This is a genomic window from uncultured Parvibaculum sp., from assembly GCF_963975745.1.
Lineage (GTDB): Bacteria > Pseudomonadota > Alphaproteobacteria > Parvibaculales > Parvibaculaceae > Parvibaculum.
The window spans coordinates 44,217-68,828 of sequence record NZ_CAXBIB010000009.1; the positions used below are offsets into that span (position 1 = coordinate 44,217).

Consider the following 24,612-nt stretch of genomic DNA (forward strand, 5'->3'; position numbering starts at 1 on the left):
TTCCTTCTTGCTCTTCTCCGCGGCTCCGCGTCTCCGCGTGAAAAATCTTTCTTCTTCTTCGCGCCGGGCTCAGCCGAGCTTGCCGGTCGCCTGGCCCAGCATCAGATAGACCTTGCCGGTATCGGACGTCAGATAGGTCTCGACCAGGATGTTGTCGCGGTCGCGGGCGGCGGCGGCGCCCAGCAGGTTCTCGAAGGTCGCAGTGAAGCGGTCGACATGGCCGCGGAACTCGGCGTCCTTCCTGTATTTCGCCGCGATGCGGTCATAGAGGTCGCGGCCGGCCATGTTGTAGAGCCGGCGCGTGAAGACATTGCGCTCGCCGGCCTGGTAGCGCTGCCAGAGTTCGGCCGGCGGGCTCTGTTCGAGCGCCGCGTCGAGATCGATCGCCAGTGCCTGCAGCGTTTCGACCACATGCAGCGAGGCGCGCTGGAAATCGCGCTCGCCGGTGCCAGGGGCCTCGGTCGGGGCGGGGCGTTGTTCGGCGGCGGCCAGCAGGTCCGACAGGCCCCAGCGGCGGGCCGGCTCGGCGGGGCGCGGCGGCTGCGGCGCGGCCACCCGCGCCGGCGCCTCGCGCAGCGGTTCCGAGCGGTCGAGCGTGCGGGCATGCCGCACCACGATTTCGGCGATGGTCGCCAGGGCCGAAATCTGTTCCTTCAGCACATCGGCCAGCGCGGCCGCGCTCTGCGCCGCCTCGTCGGGCAGGCTGTCGATGCGGCCGGCGAGATCGTCGGTCGCCTCGTGCAGCACGCGGCCGGCTTCGCGCGCCGTGCCGCCCAGCCGCATCATCGCGGCGTTGAAACGTTCGGCCGCATTGTCGCTCTCGGCGGCGGTCGCCTCGATCAGCCCGCGCAACTCGCCGGTGCGGCCGGCCACTTCGCCGGTCAGCGCCTGGGTGACGCGCATCACTTCCTCGCTCATCGACACGGTGGCCGTCTTGACCTTTTCGGTCGTCCGGTCGATCGCCTCGGCGGCCGAACGTGCCACATCGGTCGAGAGCGCGCCGGTGGCGGCCTTCAGCTCGTCCACCGTCGCACCGATCGCGCGGGTGGCGGCGCCGGCCGAACGGCTGACCGCGGTCGAGGCGCTTTCGGCTTCGGCGGCAGCGTTGCGGATTTCGCCGGCGATCATGTCGCGCAGCGCCGCGGCACGCGCAGCGGCAGTGTCGAAGGTCACCTCGATGCCGCTGCCCAGGCTTGCGACCGCCTTGCCGATTTCGGCCGTATGATGGGCCAGAGTCGCATCGGCCGTTTCCATCGTCGCGCGGTGGCTCTCGAAACTGGTGTCGAAGCGTTCGCGCTCGGCCACCAGCCGGTCGGCGGCCTCGGCAATGATCGCGCGCTGCTGTTCGTAGCGCTGGCCGATTTCGTCGGCCTTCGACAGCGCGTCGGATGCCACCACTTCGAGGCGCGAGGACTGCCGGTCGAGCATCGATGCCGTCTGGTCGGCGCCGGCCCGCGCGGCTTCGCTGACGCGGCCGAGATGTTCGGCCTGTTCGGATACGGCATCGCCCGCCGCGCGCAGATCGTCCGCCGCCTTGCCGGTCAGGCCGCGCACCGCGTCCACCTGTTCGCGGATCGCGCGCGAAATCGCGTCGCTCTCGCTGCCCAGCGTCCGGGCGACCTCTTCCAGGCTCGCCCTATGGCGGCCGATCAGTTCCTCCATCGTCCGTGTGCGGAATTCGGCGCGGCCCGAGCCGCGGTCGATTTCCTCGACCTCCCGGGCGATGATCTCCTTCAGTTCGGTGGCGCGCGCCAGTGCGGCGTCGAGCCCGTCGCGCATCTCGCCCAGTTCGCGCCGCACCGCCCCCGAAATGGTGGCGATCTGGCCGCTCGCGAAATCCTCCGGGTCCGACAGGCGGATCGCGGTGCGCGCCAGTGCATCGGCCATCAGCCGCATTTCCTGGCCGCGCCAGACCACGAAGGCCAGCATCCAGATCAGCGTGAGGGGGGCGAGGGCGGCGGCCGCGATCAACCCGGTTTCGAGCGGGCCGAGCCTCTGCAGGCCGTCGAGCCCGTAGCGGCCCCAGAGAAAGGCCGCTTCCGCGCCCAGCAGGAAAACACTGGCCGTGAGCGCTGCGAGCGGGATCTGCCGGCTCGGCCGGCGCTGGATCAGGCGGAACAGGGCGCCGGTTTCGGGACTGTCCTCATTGGCGGCGCGGACCTTCGGCTCGGCCGCGTCGGTGGCGCTGGCGGGCTTGTCGGCCGCGCCGGTCTTGGAGGGCAGATCGTTGTTTTTCATGAGATTTCCGCGCTCCCCCGGGCCCGTTCGGGGCCGTCGATGCCCGCTGCCCCCGCAGCAGTTCAAGCCTGTCCCATGCCCCCCGTGCCGTCAACCGCCGGCGCGGGTTCCGGGCCCCGCATAAAGAATGCCCCCGGGCAGGGGGGACATGCCTAGGGGCGAGATTGGGGGGCATTGGCGGCGGACGGTTGCAGCTCTTGGGGGGCTGCGCCTGCCTGCCGCTGTTTTCAGCTTAAGCCCGAATTAACCATAAACGCAATGGCCAGGGTCCGGCACCCCTGCCGGCTTAACGGATCGGCAGGGCCTCCGCCCCTAAGCTGGCGCAAACGGCAATGATGGGCGGAGCGGGCCGATGAAACCCCAGGCGAATGCGGCGATGGCCAATATGGCCGGTACAGCGATGCGTTTCGGCGCCGGCGAGGCGCCGGCAGCGGCCGGCCGGCCGCTCGATCTCGTGCATCTGTCGAAATACACGCTGGGCAACCGCGCCCTCGAAATCGAACTGCTGGGCCTCTTCCGCGCCCAGGCCGGCATCTATGTCGAGCGCATCGAAAGCGCCGTCACCGCCATCGACTGGAAGAATGCCACGCACAGCCTCAAGGGTTCGGCCAAGGGCCTCGGCGCCTGGCCGCTGGCAGCGCTGGCCGAGGAGGCCGAATGGATGGCCGTCGACGGCGAAGGCCGCGCCGACATCCTCGCCCGCATCCGCGACGCGGTCGCCGCCGTCAACAGCTTCATCGACAGCATCGTCGACGCCTGACGCGCGCTTTCTATTTGCACGCAGAGGCGCAGAGACGCAGAGGCGCTGCGATGCGGAGCAAACGCACGAGACTTCCGCATGCGCCACTTCCCTTTTTGCCGGGCTTTGCCCGGCAAAGGTAATCAGGCGACAGGAAACGGGAGCCGGCCAAACATACAGTCCCCTCTGCGTCTCTGCGCCTCTGCGTGAGTCCTTCCTTATTCTTCTTCGCGCCTTCGCGTGAATCAAACCCCTTCCAGCCGCCGCACCACTTCATCCGCGATCGTCAGCGAAGCCGTCAGGCCTGGGCTTTCGATGCCGAAAAGATTGACGAGGCCGGCGAGCCCATGTGCTTCCGGCCCGGCAATCATGAAATCGCTGTCGCCGCGGGCGAGCTTGGGGCGGATGCCGGCATAGGCCGGCGCCAGCGCACCGTCGGGCAGGCCCGGCCAGTAGCGCCGGATCGCCGCATAGAATGCCTCGCCGCGCGTGGCATCGACGCGATAGTCGGGCGTCTCGCTCGCCGCGATCCATTCGACATCCGGCCCGAAGCGCGCCCCGCCGCCCATGTCGAATGTCAGATGCACGCCGAGCCCGCCATCGCCGGACGGGGCCGGATAGATCAGCCGCGAAAACGGCGCCCGCATCGCACAGGAAAAATAATTGCCGCGCGCGAAATGGAGCGCCGGCACCCGGGACCCGTCGAGACCTTCGATGGTCTGCGCCACGCGGGCTGCAGCGAGCCCCGCCGCATTGACCAGCATTTTCGTTTTCAGCCGCGTCCCGCCCGCATCGACGACAAAGCCGTCCGCTACCCTCTCGATCCGCAAGGCCTCGCTGTTGAAGGCGATGGCGCCGCCCGCATCTTCGAGCTCGCCGCGCAGGGCCAGCATATAGGCATGGGCATCGAGGATTCCGGTCGAGGGCGAGAGCAGCGCGGCTTCGCAGGCGAGCGCCGGTTCCAGCGCGCGGGCCTCGGCGCCGGTCAGCAGCGTCAGGTCGTCGACGCCATTGGCGCGGGCCCGCGCGGCGATCCCTTCGAGCCGCGCGGCCTCGGCGCCGTCGCTGGCGACGATCAGTTTGCCCATGCGCTTGTGCGGCAGCTTCCGCGTTTCGAGAAAATCGTAAAGCGCCGTGCGCCCGGCCACGCAGAGCCGCGCCTTCAGGCTGCCCGCGCCATAATAGATGCCCGCATGGATCACCTCGCTGTTGCGCGACGAGGTTTCGGTGCCGATGGCGCCATGCCGTTCCAGCACCACCACCTCGCGGCCTTTCAAGGCGAGCGCCCGCGCGCAGGCAAGCCCCACAACGCCGGCGCCGATCACCACGGCTTCGATTTCATGCGTGTCGGTCAAGGGCGGCGGTCTTTCGGTTCTGGTGTGGCGGTCCCTCCAGAAGTGCCGGAGAACGGTGAGGGTGGCAAGGGGTGGGGATGTGTGCCGGAAGCTCCAAAGTCGGCGCCGCCGCTCGCACCGAACACGGGCCTCAACCCGTCACCTTGAATCGCACCGGACCGGACACCGAAATGGGCTCTCCGGGTCGCACCGCAAAACACCCCCATCACGTCCCCATCAAAAGCACCGTTCCGATCTCCGAACCGGTCCCTCAAATCGTCTGCGAATTCGTCTCTCAAAACCGATCACAACCGGGGATAAGTGCCCGCGGTGCCCGGGGACAACTTGTTCCGAAATCCGTTTGTGACAGTTTTTTGACAGTTCCGTGACAGAGGAGGGGTCCGCTGTCGCTTTCGGCTGTCACAAAAGACTTATCCCCGGCCTTTCGGAACCCCTTAAAATCCGCTCACGGATCAATAGCGGGCAGCCTTGCGCGCCACCGGTCCGTCGTCGGTCAGCGCGATATGGGTCAGCGTCTGCTCGTCGTGGTTCATCCGCCAGGAGAGCAGCTTTTGCGCATGTTCAAGAATCAGAGGAAGATATTCGGGCTTTGCCGCGAGATTCTCGAATTCATGCGGGTCTTTTTCGAGGTCGAAAAAGAGCGGCGGCAGATGCGTGAAGTGGACATATTTGTAGCGCGGCCCGCGCAGCACGTTCATCGTGCATTGATGCAGCGTCAGGCCGAGGCGCTTCTCCGCGCTGTCGTCGGCCGGGTCGCGGAAATCATATTCCCAATGGGCTTCCTTGCGCCAGTTTTCGGGCGCGCGGGTCGTCGTCAGAAAGGGCATCAGCGACTTACCGTCGCATTGCACCGGCGTTTCGGCGCCGATGAAATCGAGCATGGTCGGCATGATGTCGACATTCTCCGTGAACTGATCAACGACGCGCCCGCGCGCCGCATCGGCGGCGGGGCGCGGGTCGCGGACGATCAACGGAATATAATACGAAGCGTCGAACCAGCCGCATTTACCGAGCAGCCAGCGGTCGCCCATCTGTTCGCCGTGATCGGAGGTGAAGACGATCAGCGTGTTGTCCCAGCGGCCGGTTTCCTTCAGAAAGGCGAAGACACGACCCAGCGCCGCGTCGACTTCCGACATCAGTCCGTAATAGACGGCTTTCAGTCTGCGGAGCTTTTTCTCGTCGGCCGGCGCGCGGAAGAGCTTGCGGCCGAGCTGGTGTTCGAGCCAGGGATGCTGCGCCGCTTCTTCTTCCGGTGTTTCCTTGCGCGCGAAGCCAGGCACCTCCTTCGGGTCATACATCGCGTTGTAGGGTTCGGGCGCGACGAAAGGCGGATGCGGACGCAGCAGCGAAAGATGCGCGATGAAGGGTTTTTCGGATTCGTCGATGAATTCCATCAGGCGGTTGGTCAGGAAGGCCGTGTCGTCGACTTCGTTCGGATAGACCAGCGGGCGGGGGACCGCCGCGCCGTCCTCATATTCCGGGCCCGGCGCGCGGTGGCCATAGGCGTAGCGAATGTCTTCCGGCACTTCGAAGCCGCGCTGTTTCAGATCGTCCGTCCACGGCGTTGGCCAGGTGCCCATCATGCAGATCGGGCGAATGCCGGGCAGCGGGCCTTCATAGGTCATCAGCCACGGGCTTTCGGGATCCTCCTCGCGCGGGTCCTGGCTGGTGTCGGTATAGCCGAAGAGAACCGGGTCGTAGCCGATGCGCGCCGCCTCCTTGGCCCAGTTGGTGTGGCGCGCGTCGAGCGGCGTGCCGTTGGTCGCCGAGCGGTGGTTCTGCAGATACATGCCGGTATGCAGCGAGGCGCGCGACGGACCGCAGGGCACGGTGTTGGCGAAGTGATTGCGGAAAAGAACACCGTCGGCGGCCAGCGCGTCGAGGTTCGGCGTCCTGACCGTCGGATGGCCGCGGGCCGACAGGCATTCGCCCCGCCACTGGTCGGCGGTGATGAAAAGGACGTTCATGGATCCGGCCATTGCCGTCGCGCTCCCCTGCGGTTTTTCCGTGTCTGCAAGACTATGCGCCGGGTGCGACAGGCCGACAACAGGGGCCGTGTCGGGGGGTGCGGCGCCGTGTCCGGGCGATATGCGGCGGTTAACCGGATTGAGGGGTTGAAAAGCCGGGGCCGCTGCGGCATCTATGTGCCGGCCCTCTTGCGGGGGCGCGCGCCTTTCCAACATCCGGCAAGAAAATCAAATGGCGAAGATCACCTTTATCGAGCACAACGGCACGGAACACGCGATCGATGTCGAGAACGGCATGACCGTGATGGAAGGCGCCATCAAGAATTCGATCCCGGGCATCGATGCCGATTGCGGCGGCGCCTGCGCCTGCGCGACCTGCCATGTCTATGTGGCCGATGCGTGGAAGGAGAAGGTCGGACCGGCCGAGAGCATGGAAGAAGACATGCTCGATTTCGCCTTCGACGTGCGCGAGAATTCGCGTCTGTCGTGTCAGATCAAGGTGACGGACGAGCTCGACGGGCTTGTCGTCAACCTGCCCGAAAAGCAGTTCTGAGACGTCGTTTTTCTTTTCATTCGTCTTTCACATCAGCACAGCGTTTGCACCGTCTGGCGCGCCAGCGCGTGCAGCGCTTCTTTCGTTTCGCCGGCACGCGCCCTGACGGCAAGGCTGTGCAGAACCGAAGCCGCGATGCGCGCAAGGGCAGCGGTGTCGGCATCGGGCGGCAGGTATCCGTCGGCCTTGGCCTTCGCGAACGGAATTTCGAGTCCCTCGTCAATTTCTTCGAGCGCCGTTTTCAGCGCCGCGCGAATGTCGGCATCCATCGCGGCTTCCACCGGCGCGGTGCAGATGATGAAGCAGCCGCGCGGACCGTCCGGACCCGACATATAAATCTCGATCGCATCGTGGAAGAAGTTGCGCAATGTCGTGTCGAGCGGCGCATCGCTCTCGGCGGTGCGGGCGAGGGCGGCGCGCAACTGTCCGGCAAAACATTCGAAGGATTTCAGGTAGAGCGATTTCTTGTCGCCGAACGCCGCATAGAGGCTTGGGCGGTTCATGCCCGTCGCCGCGGCCAGCGCGTCGAGCGAGGTGCGGCTGAAACCGTTTGCCCAGAAAGTTTCCAGCGCCTGCCACAATGCGACATCGGGGTCATAGGCACGCGGCCGTCCACGGGGCTTCTCCGGCATTTTTGTACCAATTCGCAAAAAATCATTGACGCCAAGCGCGGACTGAATATTATTCGGATCGGTACAAAAATTCAATTCGCGGGAGGCATTCATGGATCTCTATTTCGCGCCAATGGCTTGCTCGATCGCCACGCGCATCGCCCTTTACGAGTCAGGGCTGGGCGAGGCAGCTTCCTTCCATCCGGTGACGCTCGCGACCAAGCAGCTGGCGGACGGCTCCGACTTCTACGCGATCAATCCGAAGGGGCAGGTGCCGACGCTGCGGCTCGACGACGGGCAATTGCTCACCGAAGGTCCGGCCGTGCTGCAATATGTTGCCGACCGCAATCCGGATGCCGGTCTGGCGCCGGCCGGCGGAACGATGGAACGCTACCGCTTGCAGGAATGCCTCAACTTCATCGCGACCGAACTGCACAAGCAGGTGCTTGCCGCGATCTTCAATCCGACATCGCCGCCCGAGGCGAAGGCGTTTGCCCGCGACCAGGTGGCGCCGGTGAAGTTCGGCGCGCTGGCGCAGATGCTGGAGGGACGGCGCTATCTGATCGGAGACCGGTTCACGGTTGCCGATGCCTATGCGTTTTTCGTTCTGACGCTGTGCGGATTTGCCGGCATCGATCGCAGCCGCTGGCCGGTGCTCGAGACCTACTATGCCGATCTTGCACAGCGGCCCAGCGTTGCGCGCGCCTTGTCGGAAGAAATGGCTCTGAGCAAGAAGGGCTGAACTTGTGTCGCCGGCGACTGTCAGTCGCCGGTACCAGTCGCGCGCGGCTTGGCGTCGAAGACGTCGTATTCGTGCGCGATCGATCTCTCGATCAGCAGGCGCCAGAGCGGCTCGGCGATGGCGCGCGAGAGGCCTGCACGGTCGGCTTCGGCGAGCACCTTCTGCACAACCTCCTCGATCCTCGCTTCGTCGCGTACCCGCGTCCGCTCACCCTTGATCGCGCCGGCCTGTTCGATATAGGTCTGGCGCTCGGCCAGCAGCTTCACCAGTTCGCGGTCGATCCGGTCGATCTCGCGGCGGACATCCGCCATGGTGTTGCACTTGACCATTCTCGTCTCCGCGTCTTTGGCTGCGTCCGGCTTAAAATAGGGCGGCCGGGGCGAATGTCACAGGGGGCGTACCGCCGCAAATCGCCGCGGGACGCCACGTTTTTGCAATTTCCGCTTGGCGGCGGGCCTTCGCGCCCCTATATAAGCGGCGCAGATTGTGAAATACATTAAATCACAAATTTTGCAAGTTATTTTGGCTCCAGACACGGAGCGAAACCAGACAGGTGCCGGCTATGACGCAGGAAACGATTTCGACAGATGTGGTCATCATCGGGGCAGGGCCGTGCGGCCTGTTTGCCGTGTTCGAGCTCGGCCTGCTCGACATGAAATGCCATCTGATCGACATTCTCGACCGATCGGGCGGGCAATGCGCCGAACTCTATCCGGAGAAGCCGATCTACGACATTCCCGGGCTTCCCGTCGTCAGCGGTCAGGAACTGACCGACCGGCTGATGGAACAGGCCGCGCCCTTCAAGCCGGAATTCCACTACAACGAAATGGTCGAGGAACTCGAAAAGCTGCCCGACGGGCGCTGGCGGGTGAAGACCGATGGCGGTCTCGTCTTCGAGGCGAAGGTTGTCGTGATCGCGGCCGGCGGCGGGAGCTTCCAGCCGAAGAAGCCGCCGATTCCCGGCATCGAGGCCTATGAGGGCAAGTCGGTCTTCTATGCGGTCAAACGCATGGAAACCTTCCGTGGCAAGAACATTCTGATTTCCGGCGGCGGCGATAGTGCGCTCGACTGGACGATCAATCTGCAGCCCGTCGCAGCTTCCATGCAGCTTATCCATCGGCGCGACGGCTTCCGTGCGGCGCCCGACAGCGTCAACAAGATGCACAAGCTGGTCAAGGACGGAAAGATGCAGTTCCATCTCGGCCAGATCACGGCGTTGCATGGCGACAACGGCCAGCTTTCGGGCGTGACCGTCAAGGGCAACGACGGCAAGGATTACCAGCTCGAATGCGATACGCTGCTGCCGTTCTTCGGCCTGACGATGAAGCTCGGTCCGATCGCCAACTGGGGCCTCAATCTGCATGAGAACCTGATCCCGGTCGATACCGAGAAATTCCAGACCAATGTCGAGGGCATTTTCGCCATCGGCGACATCAATACGTATCCGGGCAAGCTGAAGCTCATTCTGTCGGGCTTCCACGAAGCGGCGCTGATGGCGCAGGCGGCGTTCCGTTACGCCAATCCGGATGCCAAGGTCACCTTCCAGTACACGACCTCCTCGACCAGCCTGCAGAAGAAGCTGGGTGTCGCCTGAACCGTATCGGGAGCCAGGGAATGCGTATCGTTCTTGTGGACCAGAAAGGGCTCGAACATGAGCTCGAAGCTGCCGAGGGTTGGCGGGTGATGGAAATCATTCGCGACTACGGCTTTCCGATTGTTGCCGAGTGCGGCGGCGCCTGCGCTTGTGGCACCTGCCAGGTGGAAGTCGATCCCGAATGGACGGCAAAGCTCCACCCGCCGCGCGAGGACGAACTCGACATGCTTGACCAGAATTACGGCGGCGACTGGTCGCGGCTTTCCTGCCAGCTGATCATGACGCCAGCACTCGACGGGTTGCGTCTTCGTATCGCAGACGTGGCGTTGCGCGAGGCGGCCTGAGGGCTGGCGAAGCGGCGTGTCCGGGTTCAGAATGCATTTCATGACCCGTCGATTCCTTCATGTCTTTCTGACCGTTCTGGCGCTTGCCGTCGTCGCGTCGCCGCATCACGCGGCCATTGCCGATCCATCCGCCGGTATTGTTCAGACGACGCTCTATTTCGGGCTCGATCGCGGCGATGGCGGTAGTGTCGGCGAGTGCGGCTGGCGTCGATTTCTCGCCGAGACGGTGACACCGCGCTTTCCCGACGGGCTGACCGTTGTCGACGCCTATGGCCAATGGCGCGACACCGAGCGTGCCGATGCGGCCATCGTGAGAGAAGCGACCAAGGTCGTTATTGTCGTTCACAATGCGACGCCGGATACTGCGGCGGCCCTGGCCGCGATCAAGGCCGACTACATGGCGCGCTTCGGGCAGCGATCTGTTTTCCATACGGAAGCGCCGGTTCATGTTGTCGAATAGTTTTTCCCTGTCGAGTTTCCGCCATGCTGGCTGCTGCACCGTTGATTGAGAAAGAGTTGGAGGTGTGGCCGGGCCTGCTCCGGCTGGCGGCAGCGGGAGAGGGCGCGCGCGATGCACTCGATATGGGTATGGACATGGCGCGCGAGATTTCGCTGACGCTGATGGCCGATGCCGAACTTCTTGCAGGCGGATCGGCCGAAATTTTGCCGCGCGGCAAGGCTGGCCGGCTTGCGTTGGAGGCGTACCAGACATTGCGTGATGCTCTGCCGGCCAGCGAAATGCCGCCGCCTCTGGCTGCCTTGCCGGGTGCGGTTTGCGATACGGTTCTTGCGGCCATGCGCGCGGGCGGCCGGACGGTCCTGGTCTCGGTGGGCGACGTGATGGCGGTTCATCAGGAGGCCGGCGAGATCCTGCCTTTGCGGACGGGCCTGCCGCCGATACTTCATGAATTTTGCGGGGCGCTGGGTGCGGGGCTGCAGGGCGGCGTGGCCCTCGGGGGCAGTCGGTCCGCCATGCCGACCTCGGGGCTTGCCGATCTCGTGGCCGTACAGACGCGTGGGGCGGCGCTGGCGGGTCTTGTGGCCGCGATGCTTGCCGATGCCGCGGATGTGGCCGGCGCCGTGCGTCTGGCCGGAGATCTGCGCGACAGGCTTCTGGCGATGGCATGGAGGGGGCGTCGCGCTACCGGCGCTGCGGGGCTTGTCGAGCCGGAGGCAGTCTGGCAGGCGCTTTCGGCGGCGGTTCGGCTGGCCAGTGCTTTGCGTGACAAACGGCTGCTACGCGCGGCGGCGATGGGCCTCAAGGGACGGGGGCGCACCGTTGGCCCGGTCGATGGCGACCGGTTGTTGCGCTTCGGCGTTTCGGAGTGGCGCTAGCGAAAGGCCGGCGTCATACTCCGCGCTATTCAAAGGATCGGGAGAAACGCGCCATGGGCTTCTACGAAAACAGGATCGTGCCGCATATCATCAACTGCGCCTGCGGGACCAAGCCAATCCGCTATCAGCGCAAGAAGGTGGTGCCGATGGCCGAGGGAACAGTGCTTGAGATAGGCATCGGTACCGGCCTCAATCTTCCCTATTACGATCCGGCGAAAGTCACTCGCGTGATCGGGCTCGATCCATCCGAAGCATCCTGGAAACTTGCCGGCGAACGGGCAAGTGACCTGCCGTTTCCGGTCGAGTTCATCGGCCTGCCGGGCGAGCAGATTCCGCTTGATGACAAGAGCGTCGACACGGTGCTCTGTACTTTCAGCCTGTGTACCATTCCCGATCCGGTGAAAGCGCTTGAAGGCATGAGGCGGGTGCTGAAGCCGGGCGGCAAACTGGTTTTCTGCGAGCATGGCGCGGCGCCGGATGCCGGCGTGCTGAAGTGGCAGGACCGCATCAATCCGGTGTGGAAGGTGCTGTTCGGCGGTTGCAATCTCAACCGCAAGATGCCGGCGCTTATCGAGGAAGGCGGGTTCCGTATCGCCGATCTGCAGAGCATGTATCTGCCGTCGACGCCGCGCGTTGCGGGCTTCAACTACTGGGGCGTGGCGCAGGCCTGAGTATTTTCTCGCCGCTGGAGATTTTCTCTTGTCGCTGTCCGTCATCGGTGCCGGTTTTGGACGTACGGGAACGCTGTCGCTGAAGATGGCGCTGGAGCAACTCGGCTTCGCGCGGTGTCATCACATGATGGAGGTCTTTGCCCATCCCGATCAGGCGTCTGTCTGGCATGCGGCGGCACGCGGCGAGAAAATCGATTGGGATGCGCTGCTGGAGGGCTATCGCGCCAGCGTCGACTGGCCAAGTTGCCATTTCTGGCGTGAACTTGCGGCGTATTATCCGGATGCGCGGGTGATCCTTTCGACGCGCGACCCAGGGCGCTGGTACAAGAGCATTTCACAGACAATCTTCAGAGTGATGGAAGACGATCCGCCACCGGCGGGGCCGGGGCAGGATGTGCTGGGGATGGCCAAGTATATCGTCCAGGAAAAGACCTTTGGCGGGCGGACCGACGAGGCGCATGTGCTCGATGTTCTGGCGCGGCATGAAGCAGAGGTAAAACGGACAATCGCGCCGGCGCGGCTGCTTGTATTCGATGTCGCCGAGGGTTGGGGGCCGCTGTGCCGCTTTCTGGGCGTTGCCGTGCCGGAAGTGCCTTTCCCGCGCAGCAATTCGACCGAGGAATTCAACGCACGGCAGAAAGAGTAGGCCGCTTGACGCGCCCTTGCCCGAAGTCTAGAACAAAACAAGAACAAAAGGTTTTGTCTCATGTCGCAGGTTTCACAACAGGATGCCAAGGCTGTATTGCTCGCCGATCTCAAGGCCCGGATTGCCAAGCCGTCCAACGGATTTGATGTGGCGGCGGGGGGCGGGCGTGTCGTGCCACTGGGTGTGGATGCGATCGATGCGGCGCTGCCGGGGCGGGGGCTAAAGGCCGGTGCGTTGCATGAGGTAACCGCCGACGATTATCGCGACATGGGCGCAGCGACGGGGTTTCTGGCGGCGCTTGCCGTGCGTCTTGCGGAGGGCGGATTTTCGCCGGTGCTCTGGTGCGGCGTGGCGCAGCCGCCTTTCGATATCGGCGCGCTTTACGGACCTGGGCTTGCGAGTTTCGGGCTCGACCCGGCGCGGCTTGTGCTCGTGCACCCGGCCTCGGCCACGGATTGTCTGTGGGCGATGGAGGAGACGCTACGTTCCGGCGCCTTTGCCGTCGTCGTTGGCGAGATTGACGGCCGTGTTTCCGCGCTCGATCTGACGGCCACGCGCCGGCTGCAACTGGCGGCGGAAGAAAAAGGAGTACCGGCGCTCCTGTTCACGGGACATGAGGGTGGGGCAGCAAGTGCTGCGGCCACGCGCTGGCGTGTCTCTGCCCTGCCGAGTTCACTCATTCCCGATACGGATAAGTTTGGCGGACTGATCGAGGCGCCAGGCTGGCGCATGGCGCTAACGCGATCGCGGGGCGGTGTGCCTGGCGCATGGAATGTGACATGGCATGCGCGCGACAGGCGTTTCATGCTTGCCGACAACAAGATGTTGTCTTCTGCAGGGGAGAAGCCGTATATCCCGGCCGGAAAGCGTGCGGTGCCGCTCAGGCAAAGCGCCTGAACTACCAACGCCTGTAAGGATAGGGATAGTAGCCCGGCCACGGCCCCCAGAAGGGTGGTGGCGTTTGCGCGCGGCGCAGTGCCTGCGTGTTTGCTTCCTGCGCGCGAATTTCCTTCAGCTTCAACTGGCAACTGGCGAAGGCTTCGGTGCCGGGTGTGAAACCGAGCCGTTCGCATTCGGCAGCGTCGGCCTCTGTCTGTGCGGCGGCGCGTGCGGCCTGTTCCTGCGGGCTTGCGCAAGCGGCAAGCGCAAGCAGCGCCAGGAGGATCAGAGTGGTTTTTGCGACCTTCATGCGATCTTCCTCCGGTCAGAACCCTTTGCTGACACCGATGCCGACACCAAAGCCGATATTGGGCGATCGGCTGCCTTCTTCCCTCGCGCGGATTTCCTTCATCTTCAGCCGGCAATTGCCGTAGGCCTCGGTCCCTGGCTCGAAGCCGAGATCGGTGCAGTTCTTGTGATCGATGGCGTCGAGACGTGCCTGCTCGGCTTTCGGATCGGCACAGGCGGCCAGTGCCAGCGGCGCAAGCAGCGCGAGAAGGATGAGCGGATGCTTCGTCATGGAGTGATGCCTTTCAGGGGTAACCGAATTCATCCTACGCCTTTTTCGGGCGAAATCAGGGCACCCGAAATTCGACTCGCATTCGGAAGGCGGCTGAGTCAAAGTATCTGTTCTCTTTTTGTTCCATTGGACTTGTCCGGCTATGCATATGGATCCAGAAAGGCGGATTGCTGCGGTCTGGCTGCCGCATTGGCCGGTGGAGCGGCGTCATCGAGCGTTCCGGCGAACAAGCGGCAAGATTTCGGTGTCCGGGGCGCCGCTGGCGCTGATCGCGTCTGGGCAAGGGGGCATGCATGTGACGGCATGCAATGCCGCTGCGGCGGCGACCGGCATCGCACCGGGGCAATCTGTGCCCGATGCGATGACGCTTTGCCCGAAGCTTGATCTGCAGGCCGCCGATTTTGCTGCCGACCGGACAGCTCTGAAAAGGCTTGCACTTTGGTGCGGGCGCTACACGCCCTGGACGGCGGTCGATCCCGTGGGTATTGGCGAGATTCCCGACGGGATCGTGCTCGATATCAGCGGTTGCGATCATCTTTTCGGCGGTGAGGAAGCTCTTCTTGCCGATTTGCGGCGGCAACTTCACGGGTTTGGACTGACGGTGCGCGTGGCGATCGCCTCGACACCGGGGGCGGCCTGGGCGCTGGCGCGGTTCGGCGCTGCGCCCGTCATCGCGCCGCCGGGGAGTGAGGCGGATGCGCTCGCAACATTACCGGTGGCCGCACTCCGGCTTTCGGATGCGGCGGTCGACGGGTTGATGCGGCTCGGTCTCAAGCGTGTCGGCAATCTCTACGGCAAACCGCGCGCCCCCATTGCTGCCCGTTTCGGACGGGAGGTGGCGCTGCGTCTCGACGAAGCATTGGGATTTGCACGCGAGCCAATCTCGCCACTGCGCCCGCCCGCACCTTTTCGCGCCCGCGGGGTTTTTGCCGAGGGGCTGACGCGCACCGAAGATATCGAGGAGGCGGTCCGGCTTCTCGCCGGCGAACTTTGCCGATTGCTTGCAAGCGAGCGCCGGGGTGCGCGACAGCTCGAATTGACACTCTTTCGCGCCGATGGCGAAGTGACGCGGCTTTCGGCCGGCACTGCCGCTGCATCGCATGACGCCCTTCATCTTGCCCGACTTTTCCGGGAGAAACTCGGACAGGCAGGTGACGATTTCGATACAGGTTTCGGCATTGAAGCGGCGATGCTGGCCGCGACCGCGGTCGATCCATTGGCGCCGGCACAGGACAGTTTCGATGCCGAGGGTGCTGGTGCAGAAGCCCTGGCGCAGATCATCGACCGGCTCGGCGCCCGGCTTGGCCATGAGCGCATCGTCCGGCTCGAACCGCGCGCCAGCCACGTTCCCGAACGCGCCGTCGTTTCCGTGCCCGCGCTCAAGGGGGTGACACCGGCGATGCAGGGTTGGCGGGTGCAGGTGGAAGAACAGATGGCGGCGGCGCTGACAGGATATCTTGCCCGGCCCTTGCGGCTTCTGACCCGGCCGGAGCCTGTTGAAACGGTCGCCGAGGTACCGGAAGGCCCGCCCCGGATATTCCGCTGGCGGCGTGTCACGCACCGGGTAACGCGATCCGAGGGGCCAGAACGGATCGCACCCGAATGGTGGCGGTCCGGCGGCCGCCGGACGCGCGATTACTACCGCGTGGAAGACGCCGAGGGGCGGCGCTTCTGGCTCTATCGCGATGGGCTTTACCTGCGCGACAAGGCCGGCCCGCGATGGTATCTGCACGGCATTTTCGAATGAATGTGCCATTCGCAGAGCTTGCGGTTGCGACCAATTTCAGTTTCCTGCGCGGGGCGTCGGGTGCCGATGAGCTGGTGCAGGCGGCAAAGGCGCAAGGGCTTGCGGCGATCGGCGTTGCCGACCGCAATACGCTGGCGGGCGTCGTGCGTGCACATGCGATGGCGAAAGAGGAAGGCTTGCGCCTTCTCGTCGGTACGCGGCTGGTGACGATGGACGGCTTCGAAGTCATCGCCTATCCGCAGGACCGGGCAGGTTATGCGCGGTTGACGCGGCTTCTCACGCTCGGCAACCGACGGACGGTCAAGGGGCAATGCCATCTGACGCTCGGCGATGTGCTGGAACATGGCGCGGGGCAATGCTTCATCGCCATGCCGCCTGCCTTGCCGGGCGGGGATTTTGTCGCCGCTCTGGCGCAGCTTGCACAAGCTTTCCCAGGTTCGGTCTGGCTCGGTTTGACGCCGCTCTACCGCGCCGACGACAAACGCCGGTTCATTCTTCTCGACCGTATGGCACGGGAAACGGGTGTTCCGCTCGTTGCCACCAATGACGTGCTTTACCATGCACCAGACCGCAAGCCGCTGGCCGACGTCGTGACCTGTATCCGTGAACACTGCACGCTGGCGGATGCCGGATTCCGTCTCGAAGCGAATGCCGAACGGCATATAAAAAGCGGGGCGGAAATGGCACAGCTTCTCGCTCATGCACCACAAGCACTTGCTGCGCCGTTCGACATTGCGGCGCGTTGCACGTTCTCGCTTGACGAGCTTCGTTACGAATATCCGGCCGACAACTTTTCCGAGAGCGAGACGCCGCAGAAGCTACTCGAAAGGCTGACATGGGCCGGAGCAGCGGATCGGTTTCCCGATGGCATCAACGACAAGATCCGATCAACCCTCCTGCATGAGCTCGAGCTGATCGATGCAATGAATTACGCGCCCTATTTTCTGACCGTTCACGATATTGTGCGCGAGGCCCGAAGCCGGAACATTCTTTGTCAGGGCCGTGGTTCTGCGGCCAATTCCGTCGTTTGCTACTGCCTTGGAATCACGTCTGTCGATCCAACCGAGATCAATCTTCTGTTCGAGCGGTTCATTTCGAAGAACCGCAACGAGCCGCCCGATATCGATGTCGATTTCGAGCATGAGCGGCGCGAGGAGGTGATCCAGTATATCTATGCGAAATACGGGCGGCATCGCGCAGGCATTGCTGCAACGGTCATTTCCTATCGTTCACGCAGCAGCATTCGCGATGTCGGCAAGGTTTTCGGATTGTCGGAGGATGTCGTCAACGCGTTGTCGCGCTCGACATGGGGCTGGTCGAACAGCGGTATCTCGGAAAAGGATGCGCGCGAGGCCGGGCTCGATCCCGGCGACGGGAACTTGCGGCAGGCGATTGCGCTGGCGCGGGAACTGATCGGCTTTCCGCGCCATCTTTCGCAGCATGTGGGCGGTTTCGTCATCACCAGGGGCCCACTGGAAGAGGTGGTGCCGATTCAGAATGCGGCGATGGACGACCGCACGTTCGTTGAATGGGACAAGGACGATCTCGACAAGCTGGGCATTCTCAAGATCGACGTTCTGGCGCTCGGTATGTTGAGCTGCATCCGGCGCGCCTTCGATCTTCTCGACAAGCATTACGGTATTCGCATGGGGCTTGCCGATGTGCCGCAAGGCGATGCGGCGGTCTATGACATGTTGTGCAACGCCGACGCCATCGGAGTATTCCAGGTCGAGAGCCGGGCGCAGATGTCGATGTTGCCGCGTTTGCGGCCTCGCTGCTTCTACGATCTGGTGGTCGAGGTGGCGATTGTCCGGCCGGGGCCCATCCAGGGCGACATGGTGCATCCTTATCTGCGGCGGCGAAACAAGGAAGAAGAGATTACCTATCCTTCCAAGGTTCTGGAGGAAGTGCTGCACAAGACCTATGGCGTGCCGCTGTTCCAGGAACAGGCGATGAAGATCGCGATTGTCGCGGCGGGTTTCACGCCGGGCGAGTCCGACCAGTTGCGGCGCGCCATGGCGACGTTCCGCAAATCCGGCACGATCGGCATATATCGCGACAAGTTTGTCTCCGGCATGCTTGCCAACGGATACGATGCCGACTTCGCCAAGCGTTGTTTCAAGCAGATCGAGGGATTCGCCGATTATGGTTTCCCCGAAAGTCATGCAGCAAGTTTTGCGCTTCTGGCCTATGTTTCCGCCTGGCTCAAATGCCATTATCCGGATGTCTTTTGTGCGGCAATTCTCAATTCGCAGCCGATGGGTTTTTATGCGGCCGCGCAGCTTGTGCGTGATGCGCAGAAGCATGGTGTCGAGGTCAGAGATGTCGATATCAACCATAGCGACTGGGATTGCACGCTGGAGGAGACGGACGAGGCCGGCAAGCATGCCGTGAGACTGGGCTTTCGGCAGGTCAGCGGATTTCACAAGGAGGCGGGTGCGGCCGTTGAAGAGATGCGGGGAAGCGGATTCGATTCCGTGCGTCATTTCTGGCTCAGGACCGGGCTCAAGCCTGCGATTGTCGAGCGGCTGGCGGATGCCGATGCCTTTCGGTCTTTGGGGCTCGATCGACGCGCGGCGCTCTGGGCCGTACGCGGGCTTGGCGGTTATGGCAGCGGGGGAAAGGGCACCATGCCCGCCCCCCTGCCTTTGTTTGCCGCGCTTGAGGAAGGCGGTTTTCAGCGCGCGGAGGAAATGGCACTGCCAGCCATGCCGCTCGGCGAGCATGTAGTCCTCGATTACGGGACACTCAGGCTGTCGCTGAAGGCACATCCGGTTTCCTTCCTGCGGTCGCGTTTCGCGGCGCAAGGTGTGACGCCCAATGCGGATCTTGAGAGAATCGCGAACGGTGCCCGGGTGACGCTGGCCGGGCTGGTGCTGGTGCGTCAGCGACCGGGAACGGCAAGCGGAGTCATTTTCGCGACGCTGGAGGACGAAACCGGTATCGCCAATATCATCATCTGGCCGAAGCTCTTCGAGAAGCGGCGACGTATCGTCATCACATCACGTTTTCTGCTGGTGCGTGGACGGGTACAGAAGGAAGGGATTGTCATCCATATCATCGCTGAAGAACTCGAGGACCGGACATATGAACTGGCCGGACTTTCCGAACTCGGCAGTATTGGCGAAACGATCCTGGCGCCGGCCGATGAAGGGAAGCGGCCATCGCGCTCCCGTGAAGTCGTGACGGCGCAACACGAGGCGCGGCGGCTGCGTGCGGCGCGCTTCGTCCCGAAGAGCCGCGATTTTCATTGAGCGGGCGTTTTCCGGAGAACCGCGAATTGCGCGGCGCTTCCCGCGACTTCACTTGCAATGAAAAGCCACAGCAGAGGTGTTGCCCCCATCCCGATCGCGTAAAGAATGAGGATTGTCACGGCGAGACGGGCACGGGCATCCATGCGTGCCAGATCGGGCGCCGGACGGCGCAGCCGCGCCAGTGCCCAGACAACCCCCAGTACACCCATGATATGAACGAACATCAGGCCGAAAGGCCCCGTTTCGAACATGATCGAGGGAGTGTCCAATCCGATTCCCCTGTCGGCGAAGTAAAGCAGCGAGATCACCGCTTCCGCAACAAAGGGCAATGCGAAAGGCAGCGTGATCGCGAGATCGATCCAGGCGATGGCCCGGATCACCCGAGCCTGCGTGTCACTTCCGGTCATCTGTCTCTCCCCTATCCGATGCGACATCCGGTCCCCTGGAGGCCTGCGCGCATATCCGCATGGACTCTGCTATACATGGTGCTGGATGTGAACAGGCGATCAGCGGCGGAGGCATCTTGCGACAGCGCACGATCTGGGTCGGCGGCTTTGCCGCTGCAATAATTCTGCTGGCCGGTGTCACTTATCTGCTGTTCCTGCAGCCTCCAACCGTACTCGTCGCAACACCGACACGCGGGCTGGCCGTCGAGGCCGTCTATGCGACCGGAACCGTGGAGCCGATCCGATATGCGCGAGTCGGAACGAAGGTTTCCGGGCGCCTGACCGAGGTGGTGGCGCGCGAGGGCGCGCCCGTGGAGGCCGGGCAGGTTCTTGCCGTCATCGACGCGCGTGAAGAAATTTCGCGTGTTCAGGAACTCAGTGCGCGATTGCAACTTGCCGCGTCCGAGCTTGAGCGCACCCGCACCCTGCGGCGCGCCGGACATGTGAGTGCGGCGGTTCTCGATCAGATGGAAACAGCACATGCCGCCGCACTTGCCGCACTCAAGGGAGCGCAGGCGCGGCTCGACGAGCATTTCATTACAGCGCCTGTTGCGGGCACGATCCTGCGATCCGAAAACCAGCTGAAGATTGGCGACATGGCCCAGCCGGGGCAGGTGCTTTTCATGGTCGGCGATGCGACGGCCCTGCAGATCGATGCCGAAGTCGATGAAGAGGACATTCTGAAAGTCGCCGACGGCCAGGAAGCATTGATCCGCGCCGATGCGTTTGACCAGCAGGTGCTTCGCGGGACGGTCAGCGGCATTACCCCGCATGGCGATCCGATCGCGCGTACCTATCGTGTCTATATCGCGCTGCCCGACGACACGCCGCTCGTCTCCGGCATGACCACCGAGATCAACATCGTCGTGCGACGCGAGGAGAACGCGCTTCTGGTGCCCCTTTCCGCGATCACGGGCGGCGCCGTCTGGGTCGTCGAGGATGGGCGCACACAACTCCGGCCGGTGACGCTTGGCGCCGTCGGAAATATGGAAGCCGAAATTCTGACCGGCCTTTCGGAAGACGACATCATCGTCGTCAATTCGGCGGCCGGGATTGCCGAGGGCCGGCGCGTTCGGCCGGACGCGCGCGACAGGGAATAGGCGATGTTCTGGCGCGTCAGCATGGGCATTGCGGCGGCGCAGCTTCGGCACCGGCGCCGTCAGACGCTTGTTTCGACGCTGGGTGTTGCGCTGGGTGTCGGTTTCTTCGTCGCGACCTCGGCGCTGATGTCGGGCTCCGAGCAGGACATGGTCAAGCGCCTGCTCGACAATGCGCCGCATATCACGATCAAGGATGAGTTCCGCGAGGCCGCGCCGCAGCCCGTGTTCATTGCCTTTCCCGAAGGTGCGGTGACGCTGACCAATACCAAGCCGCGCGAATATCTTCGCGGGATCAAGAACCACGGTGCGATGGTCGAGGAACTCTCGCGCCAGCCCGGCGTCATTGCCGAGGCGGCGTTGATGGGGCAGGCGATCATCCGCTATGCGTCGAAGGATGCGAGTGCCGGCATTGCCGGCATCGACCCGGAGAAGGAGCGTTTTCTTACCACTATCGAATCCGACATGCGGGAAGGCAGCCTGATGCGGCTCAAGACGGCGTCGCAAGGCATCGTGATCGGCCAGGGCATGTCGATCCGCCTCGGCCTCGGTATGGACGATCTCGCAACCGTCGTGTCGCCGGCCGGACTCGTGCGGCGCATGAAGGTCGTCGGCATTTTCCGGACGGGCAACCTGCTGCTCGATGAGGGGCAGGCCTATATGCTGATCAAGGATGCGCAAGTTCTGCTCGACAAACCGTTCATTGCCAACCGTATCCGCATCAAGATAACCGATCCCGACGCAGCCGAGGATTACGCATCGCAGCTCGAAAGCCGCTGGGGCTATCGCACCGAGTCCTGGCAGGAGGTCAATCGTGACTTTCTCGGGCTGTTCATCGTGCGCAACATCATCACCTATTCGATCGTCGGGGCGATCATGGCGGTGGCCGCGTTCGGCATATTCAACATCATCTCGACGGTGGTGATGGAAAAACGGCGCGATATCGCGATCCTGATGTCGATGGGATTTCGGGCCGGCGATATCGAGCGGATCTTCCTGGTGCAGGGTGTTTTCGTCGGCCTGATCGGCATGTTTCTGGGCTGGGGCCTGGGGCTCATCTTGCTGCAGATGCTGGGAACGGTCGAAATCACGGTGCCGGGCCTGATGGATACGCAGAAGCTGCCGCTCGAAAAGGGTCCGTTCCAGTTCGGCGTCGGTGGTGCCTTTGCGCTGATTTCCGCGGTCGTGGCGGCCTGGTTCCCGGCGCGCAAGGCGGCGGCTGTGCGGCCGGTCGACATCATCCGGGGTGCGACATGAGCGCGGATGGCAAGGTGCCGGTCATCGAACTCAAGGGCGTGACGCGCATTCTGCAGGAAGCCGTGCCTGTGACGCTGGTGCGCGATATCGATCTCGTCATCCGGCGCGGCGAATTTGTCAGCGTTACCGGACCGTCCGGTTCGGGCAAGTCGTCTTTGCTCTACCTGCTCGGGCTGCTCGACCTGCCGACCGAGGGGCGTGTGCTGATCGACGGTATCGACACGTCCGGCTATTCGTCCGACAAGCTGGCCGATGTGCGGCTCGCCAAGCTCGGTTTCGTGTTCCAGTTTCATTTCCTGCTGCCCGAGTTCACAGTGCTGCAGAACGTGACGCTGCCAATGATCAGGCTTGGCCGTCTGACCGAAAGGGAAATCCACGCGCGTGGCATGGCGCTGCTCAGGGATTTCGAGATCGACGACCAGGCCAGGAAGCGGCCGGACCAATTGTCGGGCGGGCAGCGTCAGCGCGTTGCCGTTGCAAGGGCGCTTGCCAACGATCCGGCGGTGATCCTTGCCGACGAGCCGACCGGCAATCTCGATATGCGCAACAGCGAGATCGTGCAGGGCATTTTCGCCGATCTCGCCGCGAAGCAGGGCCGCACCGTTGTTGCCGTGACGCATGACAAGGATTTTGCCGATTCCGCGCCGCGCAATGTGCATCTGGTCGACGGGAAGATCGACAGCGATACGCGGCGCTGAGCCGGAAGATCAGCGGCTGAGCTCGCGCATCGCGTGGTCGAGGCCTTCCAGTGTCAGCGGGAACATGCGTTCGCCCATGATCTGCTTGATGATCTGCAGAGAGGGTGTGTATTCCCAGTGGCGCTCCGGGATCGGATTGATCCAGATGGCGCTTTCATAGATCTGATTGACGCGTTCGAGCCAGATGCCGCCGGGCTCTTCGTTCCAGTGTTCGACCGAGCCACCGGCATAGGTGATTTCGTAAGGCGACATGGTGGCGTCGCCGACAAAGATCACCTTGTAGTCGGACGGGTATTTGTGGAGCACGTCCCATGTCGACATTTTTTCGGCGTGGCGGCGGCGGTTGTCCTTCCAGACGCCTTCATAGAGGCAGTTGTGGAAGTAGAAATATTCGAGATTCTTGAATTCGCTGCGCGCGGCCGAGAAGAGTTCCTCGCAGAGCTTGATGTGGCTGTCCATCGAGCCGCCGATGTCGAAAAAGATCAGCACGTTGATCTTGTTGCGACGCTCGGGTCGCATGATCAGGTCGAGATAACCCTGATGCGCGGTTGCCTTGATGGTGCCGTCGAGATCGAGTTCGGTCGGCGCGCCCTCGCGGGCGAAACGGCGCAGGCGGCGTAGTGCGACCTTGATGTTGCGGGTGCCGAGTTCGACCTGATCGTCGAGGTTCTTGTATTCGCGCTTGTCCCAGACCTTGACGGCCTTGCCGTGGCGGCCTTCCTTCTGGCCGATGCGCACGCCTTCCGGGTTGTAGCCATTGGCGCCGAAAGGCGAGGTGCCGCCGGTGCCGATCCACTTGTTGCCGCCTTCGTGGCGTTCCTTCTGTTCCTCGAGGCGCTTCTGCAGCTCCTCCATGATCTTTTCCCAGCCGCCCAGTGCTTCGATCTGCGCCTTCTCCTCCTCGGTCAGGAATTTCTCGGTCAGTGCCTTCAGCCATTCCTCGGGAATGTTGGCGAGCTCGCCATCACCGACCAGTTCCAGGCCCTTGAACACATGACCGAAAACGACGTCGAACTTGTCGAGATTGCGCTCGTCCTTGACCAGCGCGGCGCGGGAGAGAAAGTAGAAGTCCTCGACCCGGCGATCGATGACATCGGCATCCATCGCTTCGAGCATGGTCAGATATTCGCGCAGGCTGACGGGAATGTTGGCTTTTTTCAGTTCATGAAAGAAGTGGACGAACATGGGCGTTTCCAGATTCCTGAATGGCGTTTGGGTGCAGTCTAGGGCCTAAGGTGGCCGGTTTGAAGGGGTAGGAGCGTTCATTTATGGGCCGTGTGTATCCGACGATTTTCCTGATGGTGCTTGGGTTTAGCTTGCCTGCCGCTGCAACCGGCAACCCTTATCTCGCCAAGGGCGAGGCCGGGGCCCGGATCGAAGCCTGCCTTGTCGCTGCCTCGGGCGAGGAGGCGGGGGGCGATGCGCCGAAGCAGTGCAGCGCTGCCTATTTCGCGGCCTGCGCCGAGGCCGGCGACTGGACGACGCTGGCGATGAACCAGTGCCAGGGGGCGGCGCTCGGCTATTGGGAGAAGGTCGTCGAGGCGCGGGAAGATGCCGTTATCGCGATCGAGGACCGGCGTCTGACCGATTATGTGGAGGCGAGCGGCGTCGCCTATGCGGCCTATCGCGCGGCACGCTGCCGGCGGTTCCTGATACCAATGGGGACAATGTACCGGCAAATGCATGTGGCATGCCTCACGGAAACGGCGATGGAGCGGGCGGCCGACCTCGCGGATTTTCTGGGCGAGGAACCGCTGATCGTGCCTGAGCCGACCAGGCGCACGGAAACGGCCCCGCGAGGCGCGCGCGGGTCTGGCGAGAGATAGAGGGGCGCGGAGTGACTTCGACCGCGACTCTCG

Annotated in this window: 25 protein-coding genes; 16 read left to right on the plus strand and 9 right to left on the minus strand. The window is 63.5% G+C overall.

Annotation, left to right across the window (positions count from 1 at the left end; all coding sequences use genetic code 11):
* Window positions 1–69: 69 nt before the first annotated feature.
* A complete protein-coding gene (locus AAC071_RS08825) occupies window positions 70–2,238 on the minus strand; it encodes a hypothetical protein (RefSeq protein WP_339831768.1) in 2,169 nt (722 codons plus the stop codon).
* A gap of 352 nt (window positions 2,239–2,590) precedes the next feature.
* Here AAC071_RS08825 and AAC071_RS08830 point away from each other — a divergent pair, with 352 nt between their 5' ends.
* Window positions 2,591–2,998, plus strand: coding sequence for an Hpt domain-containing protein (locus tag AAC071_RS08830; protein ID WP_339831770.1), 408 nt, complete (start codon window positions 2,591–2,593; stop codon window positions 2,996–2,998).
* Between the two features lie 224 nt (window positions 2,999–3,222).
* On the opposite strand, the gene AAC071_RS08835 is transcribed toward AAC071_RS08830, so the two are convergent.
* Together AAC071_RS08835 and AAC071_RS08840 are read right to left on the minus strand one after the other, a co-directional pair.
* Window positions 3,223–4,332: an NAD(P)/FAD-dependent oxidoreductase gene (locus tag AAC071_RS08835; protein WP_339831773.1), complete on the minus strand. Its 1,110-nt coding sequence runs from the start codon at window positions 4,330–4,332 to the stop codon at window positions 3,223–3,225.
* 452 nt (window positions 4,333–4,784) lie between these two features.
* Complete coding sequence (locus AAC071_RS08840; RefSeq protein WP_339831774.1) at window positions 4,785–6,311, minus strand: alkaline phosphatase family protein; 1,527 nt, start codon at window positions 6,309–6,311, stop codon at window positions 4,785–4,787.
* 220 nt (window positions 6,312–6,531) lie between these two features.
* On the opposite strand from AAC071_RS08840, the gene AAC071_RS08845 reads away from it, so the two are divergent.
* Window positions 6,532–6,852, plus strand: a complete 321-nt coding sequence (locus AAC071_RS08845) for a 2Fe-2S iron-sulfur cluster-binding protein (RefSeq protein ID WP_339831775.1) — start codon at window positions 6,532–6,534, stop codon at window positions 6,850–6,852.
* Between the two features lie 32 nt (window positions 6,853–6,884).
* On the opposite strand, the gene AAC071_RS08850 is transcribed toward AAC071_RS08845, so the two are convergent.
* Window positions 6,885–7,484 carry a TetR/AcrR family transcriptional regulator gene (locus AAC071_RS08850; protein WP_339831778.1) on the minus strand — a complete coding sequence of 200 codons (600 nt, stop codon included), beginning with the start codon at window positions 7,482–7,484 and terminating at the stop codon, window positions 6,885–6,887.
* A 91-nt stretch (window positions 7,485–7,575) separates the two neighbouring features.
* Here AAC071_RS08850 and AAC071_RS08855 point away from each other — a divergent pair, with 91 nt between their 5' ends.
* On the plus strand, window positions 7,576–8,205 hold the full coding sequence (locus AAC071_RS08855) for a glutathione S-transferase family protein (RefSeq protein ID WP_339831781.1): 630 nt from the start codon (window positions 7,576–7,578) through the stop codon (window positions 8,203–8,205).
* A 20-nt stretch (window positions 8,206–8,225) separates the two neighbouring features.
* Here the strand turns inward: AAC071_RS08855 and AAC071_RS08860 are convergent, their stop codons facing one another.
* Window positions 8,226–8,534, minus strand: coding sequence for a chorismate mutase (locus AAC071_RS08860; protein ID WP_339831783.1), 309 nt, complete (start codon window positions 8,532–8,534; stop codon window positions 8,226–8,228).
* A gap of 233 nt (window positions 8,535–8,767) precedes the next feature.
* Here AAC071_RS08860 and AAC071_RS08865 point away from each other — a divergent pair, with 233 nt between their 5' ends.
* The 7 genes from AAC071_RS08865 to AAC071_RS08895 are packed head-to-tail and all read left to right on the plus strand — an operon-like array spanning window position 8,768 to window position 13,692.
* A complete protein-coding gene (locus AAC071_RS08865; RefSeq protein WP_339831785.1) occupies window positions 8,768–9,799 on the plus strand; it encodes an NAD(P)/FAD-dependent oxidoreductase in 1,032 nt (343 codons plus the stop codon).
* 20 nt (window positions 9,800–9,819) lie between these two features.
* Window positions 9,820–10,143 (plus strand): 2Fe-2S iron-sulfur cluster-binding protein, encoded by a 324-nt coding sequence (locus AAC071_RS08870; protein WP_339831787.1) that lies wholly within the window; start codon window positions 9,820–9,822, stop codon window positions 10,141–10,143.
* A gap of 40 nt (window positions 10,144–10,183) precedes the next feature.
* On the plus strand, window positions 10,184–10,603 hold the full coding sequence (locus tag AAC071_RS08875; protein ID WP_339831789.1) for a DUF3574 domain-containing protein: 420 nt from the start codon (window positions 10,184–10,186) through the stop codon (window positions 10,601–10,603).
* 23 nt (window positions 10,604–10,626) lie between these two features.
* The gene (locus tag AAC071_RS08880) at window positions 10,627–11,478 is read left to right on the plus strand and encodes a hypothetical protein (protein WP_339831791.1); all 852 of its coding nucleotides are present in this window, start codon (window positions 10,627–10,629) and stop codon (window positions 11,476–11,478) included.
* Window positions 11,479–11,531: 53 nt separating this feature from the next.
* A complete protein-coding gene (locus tag AAC071_RS08885) occupies window positions 11,532–12,149 on the plus strand; it encodes a class I SAM-dependent methyltransferase (protein ID WP_339831793.1) in 618 nt (205 codons plus the stop codon).
* Between the two features lie 28 nt (window positions 12,150–12,177).
* Entirely contained in the window at window positions 12,178–12,795 is a 618-nt protein-coding gene (locus AAC071_RS08890; RefSeq protein WP_339831795.1) for a sulfotransferase family protein, read from the plus strand.
* A 60-nt stretch (window positions 12,796–12,855) separates the two neighbouring features.
* Entirely contained in the window at window positions 12,856–13,692 is an 837-nt protein-coding gene (locus AAC071_RS08895; protein ID WP_339831797.1) for an inducible mutagenesis protein A, read from the plus strand.
* A 1-nt stretch (window position 13,693) separates the two neighbouring features.
* Here the strand turns inward: AAC071_RS08895 and AAC071_RS08900 are convergent, their stop codons facing one another.
* Window positions 13,694–13,984: a hypothetical protein gene (locus tag AAC071_RS08900; protein ID WP_339831798.1), complete on the minus strand. Its 291-nt coding sequence runs from the start codon at window positions 13,982–13,984 to the stop codon at window positions 13,694–13,696.
* A gap of 15 nt (window positions 13,985–13,999) precedes the next feature.
* Window positions 14,000–14,254 carry a hypothetical protein gene (locus AAC071_RS08905; protein WP_339831800.1) on the minus strand — a complete coding sequence of 85 codons (255 nt, stop codon included), beginning with the start codon at window positions 14,252–14,254 and terminating at the stop codon, window positions 14,000–14,002.
* A gap of 148 nt (window positions 14,255–14,402) precedes the next feature.
* Between AAC071_RS08905 and AAC071_RS08910 the strand changes: the two genes are divergently transcribed.
* Both AAC071_RS08910 and AAC071_RS08915 read left to right on the plus strand, forming a co-directional pair.
* Window positions 14,403–16,001 carry a DNA polymerase Y family protein gene (locus AAC071_RS08910; RefSeq protein WP_339831802.1) on the plus strand — a complete coding sequence of 533 codons (1,599 nt, stop codon included), beginning with the start codon at window positions 14,403–14,405 and terminating at the stop codon, window positions 15,999–16,001.
* Window positions 15,998–19,255: an error-prone DNA polymerase gene (locus AAC071_RS08915; protein ID WP_339831803.1), complete on the plus strand. Its 3,258-nt coding sequence runs from the start codon at window positions 15,998–16,000 to the stop codon at window positions 19,253–19,255. The genes AAC071_RS08910 and AAC071_RS08915 overlap by 4 nt, the downstream gene beginning before the upstream one ends.
* On the opposite strand, the gene AAC071_RS08920 is transcribed toward AAC071_RS08915, so the two are convergent.
* The gene (locus tag AAC071_RS08920; protein ID WP_339831804.1) at window positions 19,249–19,662 is read right to left on the minus strand and encodes a hypothetical protein; all 414 of its coding nucleotides are present in this window, start codon (window positions 19,660–19,662) and stop codon (window positions 19,249–19,251) included. The two genes, AAC071_RS08915 and AAC071_RS08920, sit on opposite strands and share 7 nt — an antisense overlap.
* 116 nt (window positions 19,663–19,778) lie before the next feature.
* Between AAC071_RS08920 and AAC071_RS08925 the strand changes: the two genes are divergently transcribed.
* From AAC071_RS08925 to AAC071_RS08935, 3 genes are read left to right on the plus strand one after another with little or no spacing between them, the layout of a single operon-like run.
* On the plus strand, window positions 19,779–20,801 hold the full coding sequence (locus AAC071_RS08925) for an efflux RND transporter periplasmic adaptor subunit (RefSeq protein WP_339831805.1): 1,023 nt from the start codon (window positions 19,779–19,781) through the stop codon (window positions 20,799–20,801).
* A 3-nt stretch (window positions 20,802–20,804) separates the two neighbouring features.
* A complete protein-coding gene (locus AAC071_RS08930; protein ID WP_339831806.1) occupies window positions 20,805–22,055 on the plus strand; it encodes an ABC transporter permease in 1,251 nt (416 codons plus the stop codon).
* On the plus strand, window positions 22,052–22,753 hold the full coding sequence (locus tag AAC071_RS08935; protein WP_339831808.1) for an ABC transporter ATP-binding protein: 702 nt from the start codon (window positions 22,052–22,054) through the stop codon (window positions 22,751–22,753). Before AAC071_RS08930 ends, AAC071_RS08935 begins: the two co-directional genes overlap by 4 nt.
* A gap of 9 nt (window positions 22,754–22,762) precedes the next feature.
* Here the strand turns inward: AAC071_RS08935 and AAC071_RS08940 are convergent, their stop codons facing one another.
* Window positions 22,763–23,938 carry a VWA domain-containing protein gene (locus AAC071_RS08940; protein ID WP_339831810.1) on the minus strand — a complete coding sequence of 392 codons (1,176 nt, stop codon included), beginning with the start codon at window positions 23,936–23,938 and terminating at the stop codon, window positions 22,763–22,765.
* An 83-nt stretch (window positions 23,939–24,021) separates the two neighbouring features.
* Between AAC071_RS08940 and AAC071_RS08945 the strand changes: the two genes are divergently transcribed.
* Entirely contained in the window at window positions 24,022–24,579 is a 558-nt protein-coding gene (locus AAC071_RS08945; protein WP_339831811.1) for a lysozyme inhibitor LprI family protein, read from the plus strand.
* The last annotated feature ends 33 nt before the right edge of the window (window positions 24,580–24,612 follow it).

Coding starts and splice junctions, on each gene's coding strand:
- AAC071_RS08825 (WP_339831768.1), bottom strand. CDS start 2,238: ATGAAAAACAACGATCTGCCCTCCAAGACCGGCGCGGCCGACAAGCCC.
- AAC071_RS08830 (WP_339831770.1), top strand. CDS start 2,591: ATGAAACCCCAGGCGAATGCGGCGATGGCCAATATGGCCGGTACAGCG.
- AAC071_RS08840 (WP_339831774.1), bottom strand. CDS start 6,311: ATGGCCGGATCCATGAACGTCCTTTTCATCACCGCCGACCAGTGGCGG.
- AAC071_RS08845 (WP_339831775.1), top strand. CDS start 6,532: ATGGCGAAGATCACCTTTATCGAGCACAACGGCACGGAACACGCGATC.
- AAC071_RS08850 (WP_339831778.1), bottom strand. CDS start 7,484: ATGCCGGAGAAGCCCCGTGGACGGCCGCGTGCCTATGACCCCGATGTC.
- AAC071_RS08855 (WP_339831781.1), top strand. CDS start 7,576: ATGGATCTCTATTTCGCGCCAATGGCTTGCTCGATCGCCACGCGCATC.
- AAC071_RS08860 (WP_339831783.1), bottom strand. CDS start 8,534: ATGGTCAAGTGCAACACCATGGCGGATGTCCGCCGCGAGATCGACCGG.
- AAC071_RS08865 (WP_339831785.1), top strand. CDS start 8,768: ATGACGCAGGAAACGATTTCGACAGATGTGGTCATCATCGGGGCAGGG.
- AAC071_RS08870 (WP_339831787.1), top strand. CDS start 9,820: ATGCGTATCGTTCTTGTGGACCAGAAAGGGCTCGAACATGAGCTCGAA.
- AAC071_RS08875 (WP_339831789.1), top strand. CDS start 10,184: ATGACCCGTCGATTCCTTCATGTCTTTCTGACCGTTCTGGCGCTTGCC.
- AAC071_RS08880 (WP_339831791.1), top strand. CDS start 10,627: ATGCTGGCTGCTGCACCGTTGATTGAGAAAGAGTTGGAGGTGTGGCCG.
- AAC071_RS08885 (WP_339831793.1), top strand. CDS start 11,532: ATGGGCTTCTACGAAAACAGGATCGTGCCGCATATCATCAACTGCGCC.
- AAC071_RS08895 (WP_339831797.1), top strand. CDS start 12,856: ATGTCGCAGGTTTCACAACAGGATGCCAAGGCTGTATTGCTCGCCGAT.
- AAC071_RS08900 (WP_339831798.1), bottom strand. CDS start 13,984: ATGAAGGTCGCAAAAACCACTCTGATCCTCCTGGCGCTGCTTGCGCTT.
- AAC071_RS08905 (WP_339831800.1), bottom strand. CDS start 14,254: ATGACGAAGCATCCGCTCATCCTTCTCGCGCTGCTTGCGCCGCTGGCA.
- AAC071_RS08910 (WP_339831802.1), top strand. CDS start 14,403: ATGGATCCAGAAAGGCGGATTGCTGCGGTCTGGCTGCCGCATTGGCCG.
- AAC071_RS08915 (WP_339831803.1), top strand. CDS start 15,998: ATGAATGTGCCATTCGCAGAGCTTGCGGTTGCGACCAATTTCAGTTTC.
- AAC071_RS08920 (WP_339831804.1), bottom strand. CDS start 19,662: ATGACCGGAAGTGACACGCAGGCTCGGGTGATCCGGGCCATCGCCTGG.
- AAC071_RS08930 (WP_339831806.1), top strand. CDS start 20,805: ATGTTCTGGCGCGTCAGCATGGGCATTGCGGCGGCGCAGCTTCGGCAC.
- AAC071_RS08935 (WP_339831808.1), top strand. CDS start 22,052: ATGAGCGCGGATGGCAAGGTGCCGGTCATCGAACTCAAGGGCGTGACG.
- AAC071_RS08940 (WP_339831810.1), bottom strand. CDS start 23,938: ATGTTCGTCCACTTCTTTCATGAACTGAAAAAAGCCAACATTCCCGTC.
- AAC071_RS08945 (WP_339831811.1), top strand. CDS start 24,022: ATGGGCCGTGTGTATCCGACGATTTTCCTGATGGTGCTTGGGTTTAGC.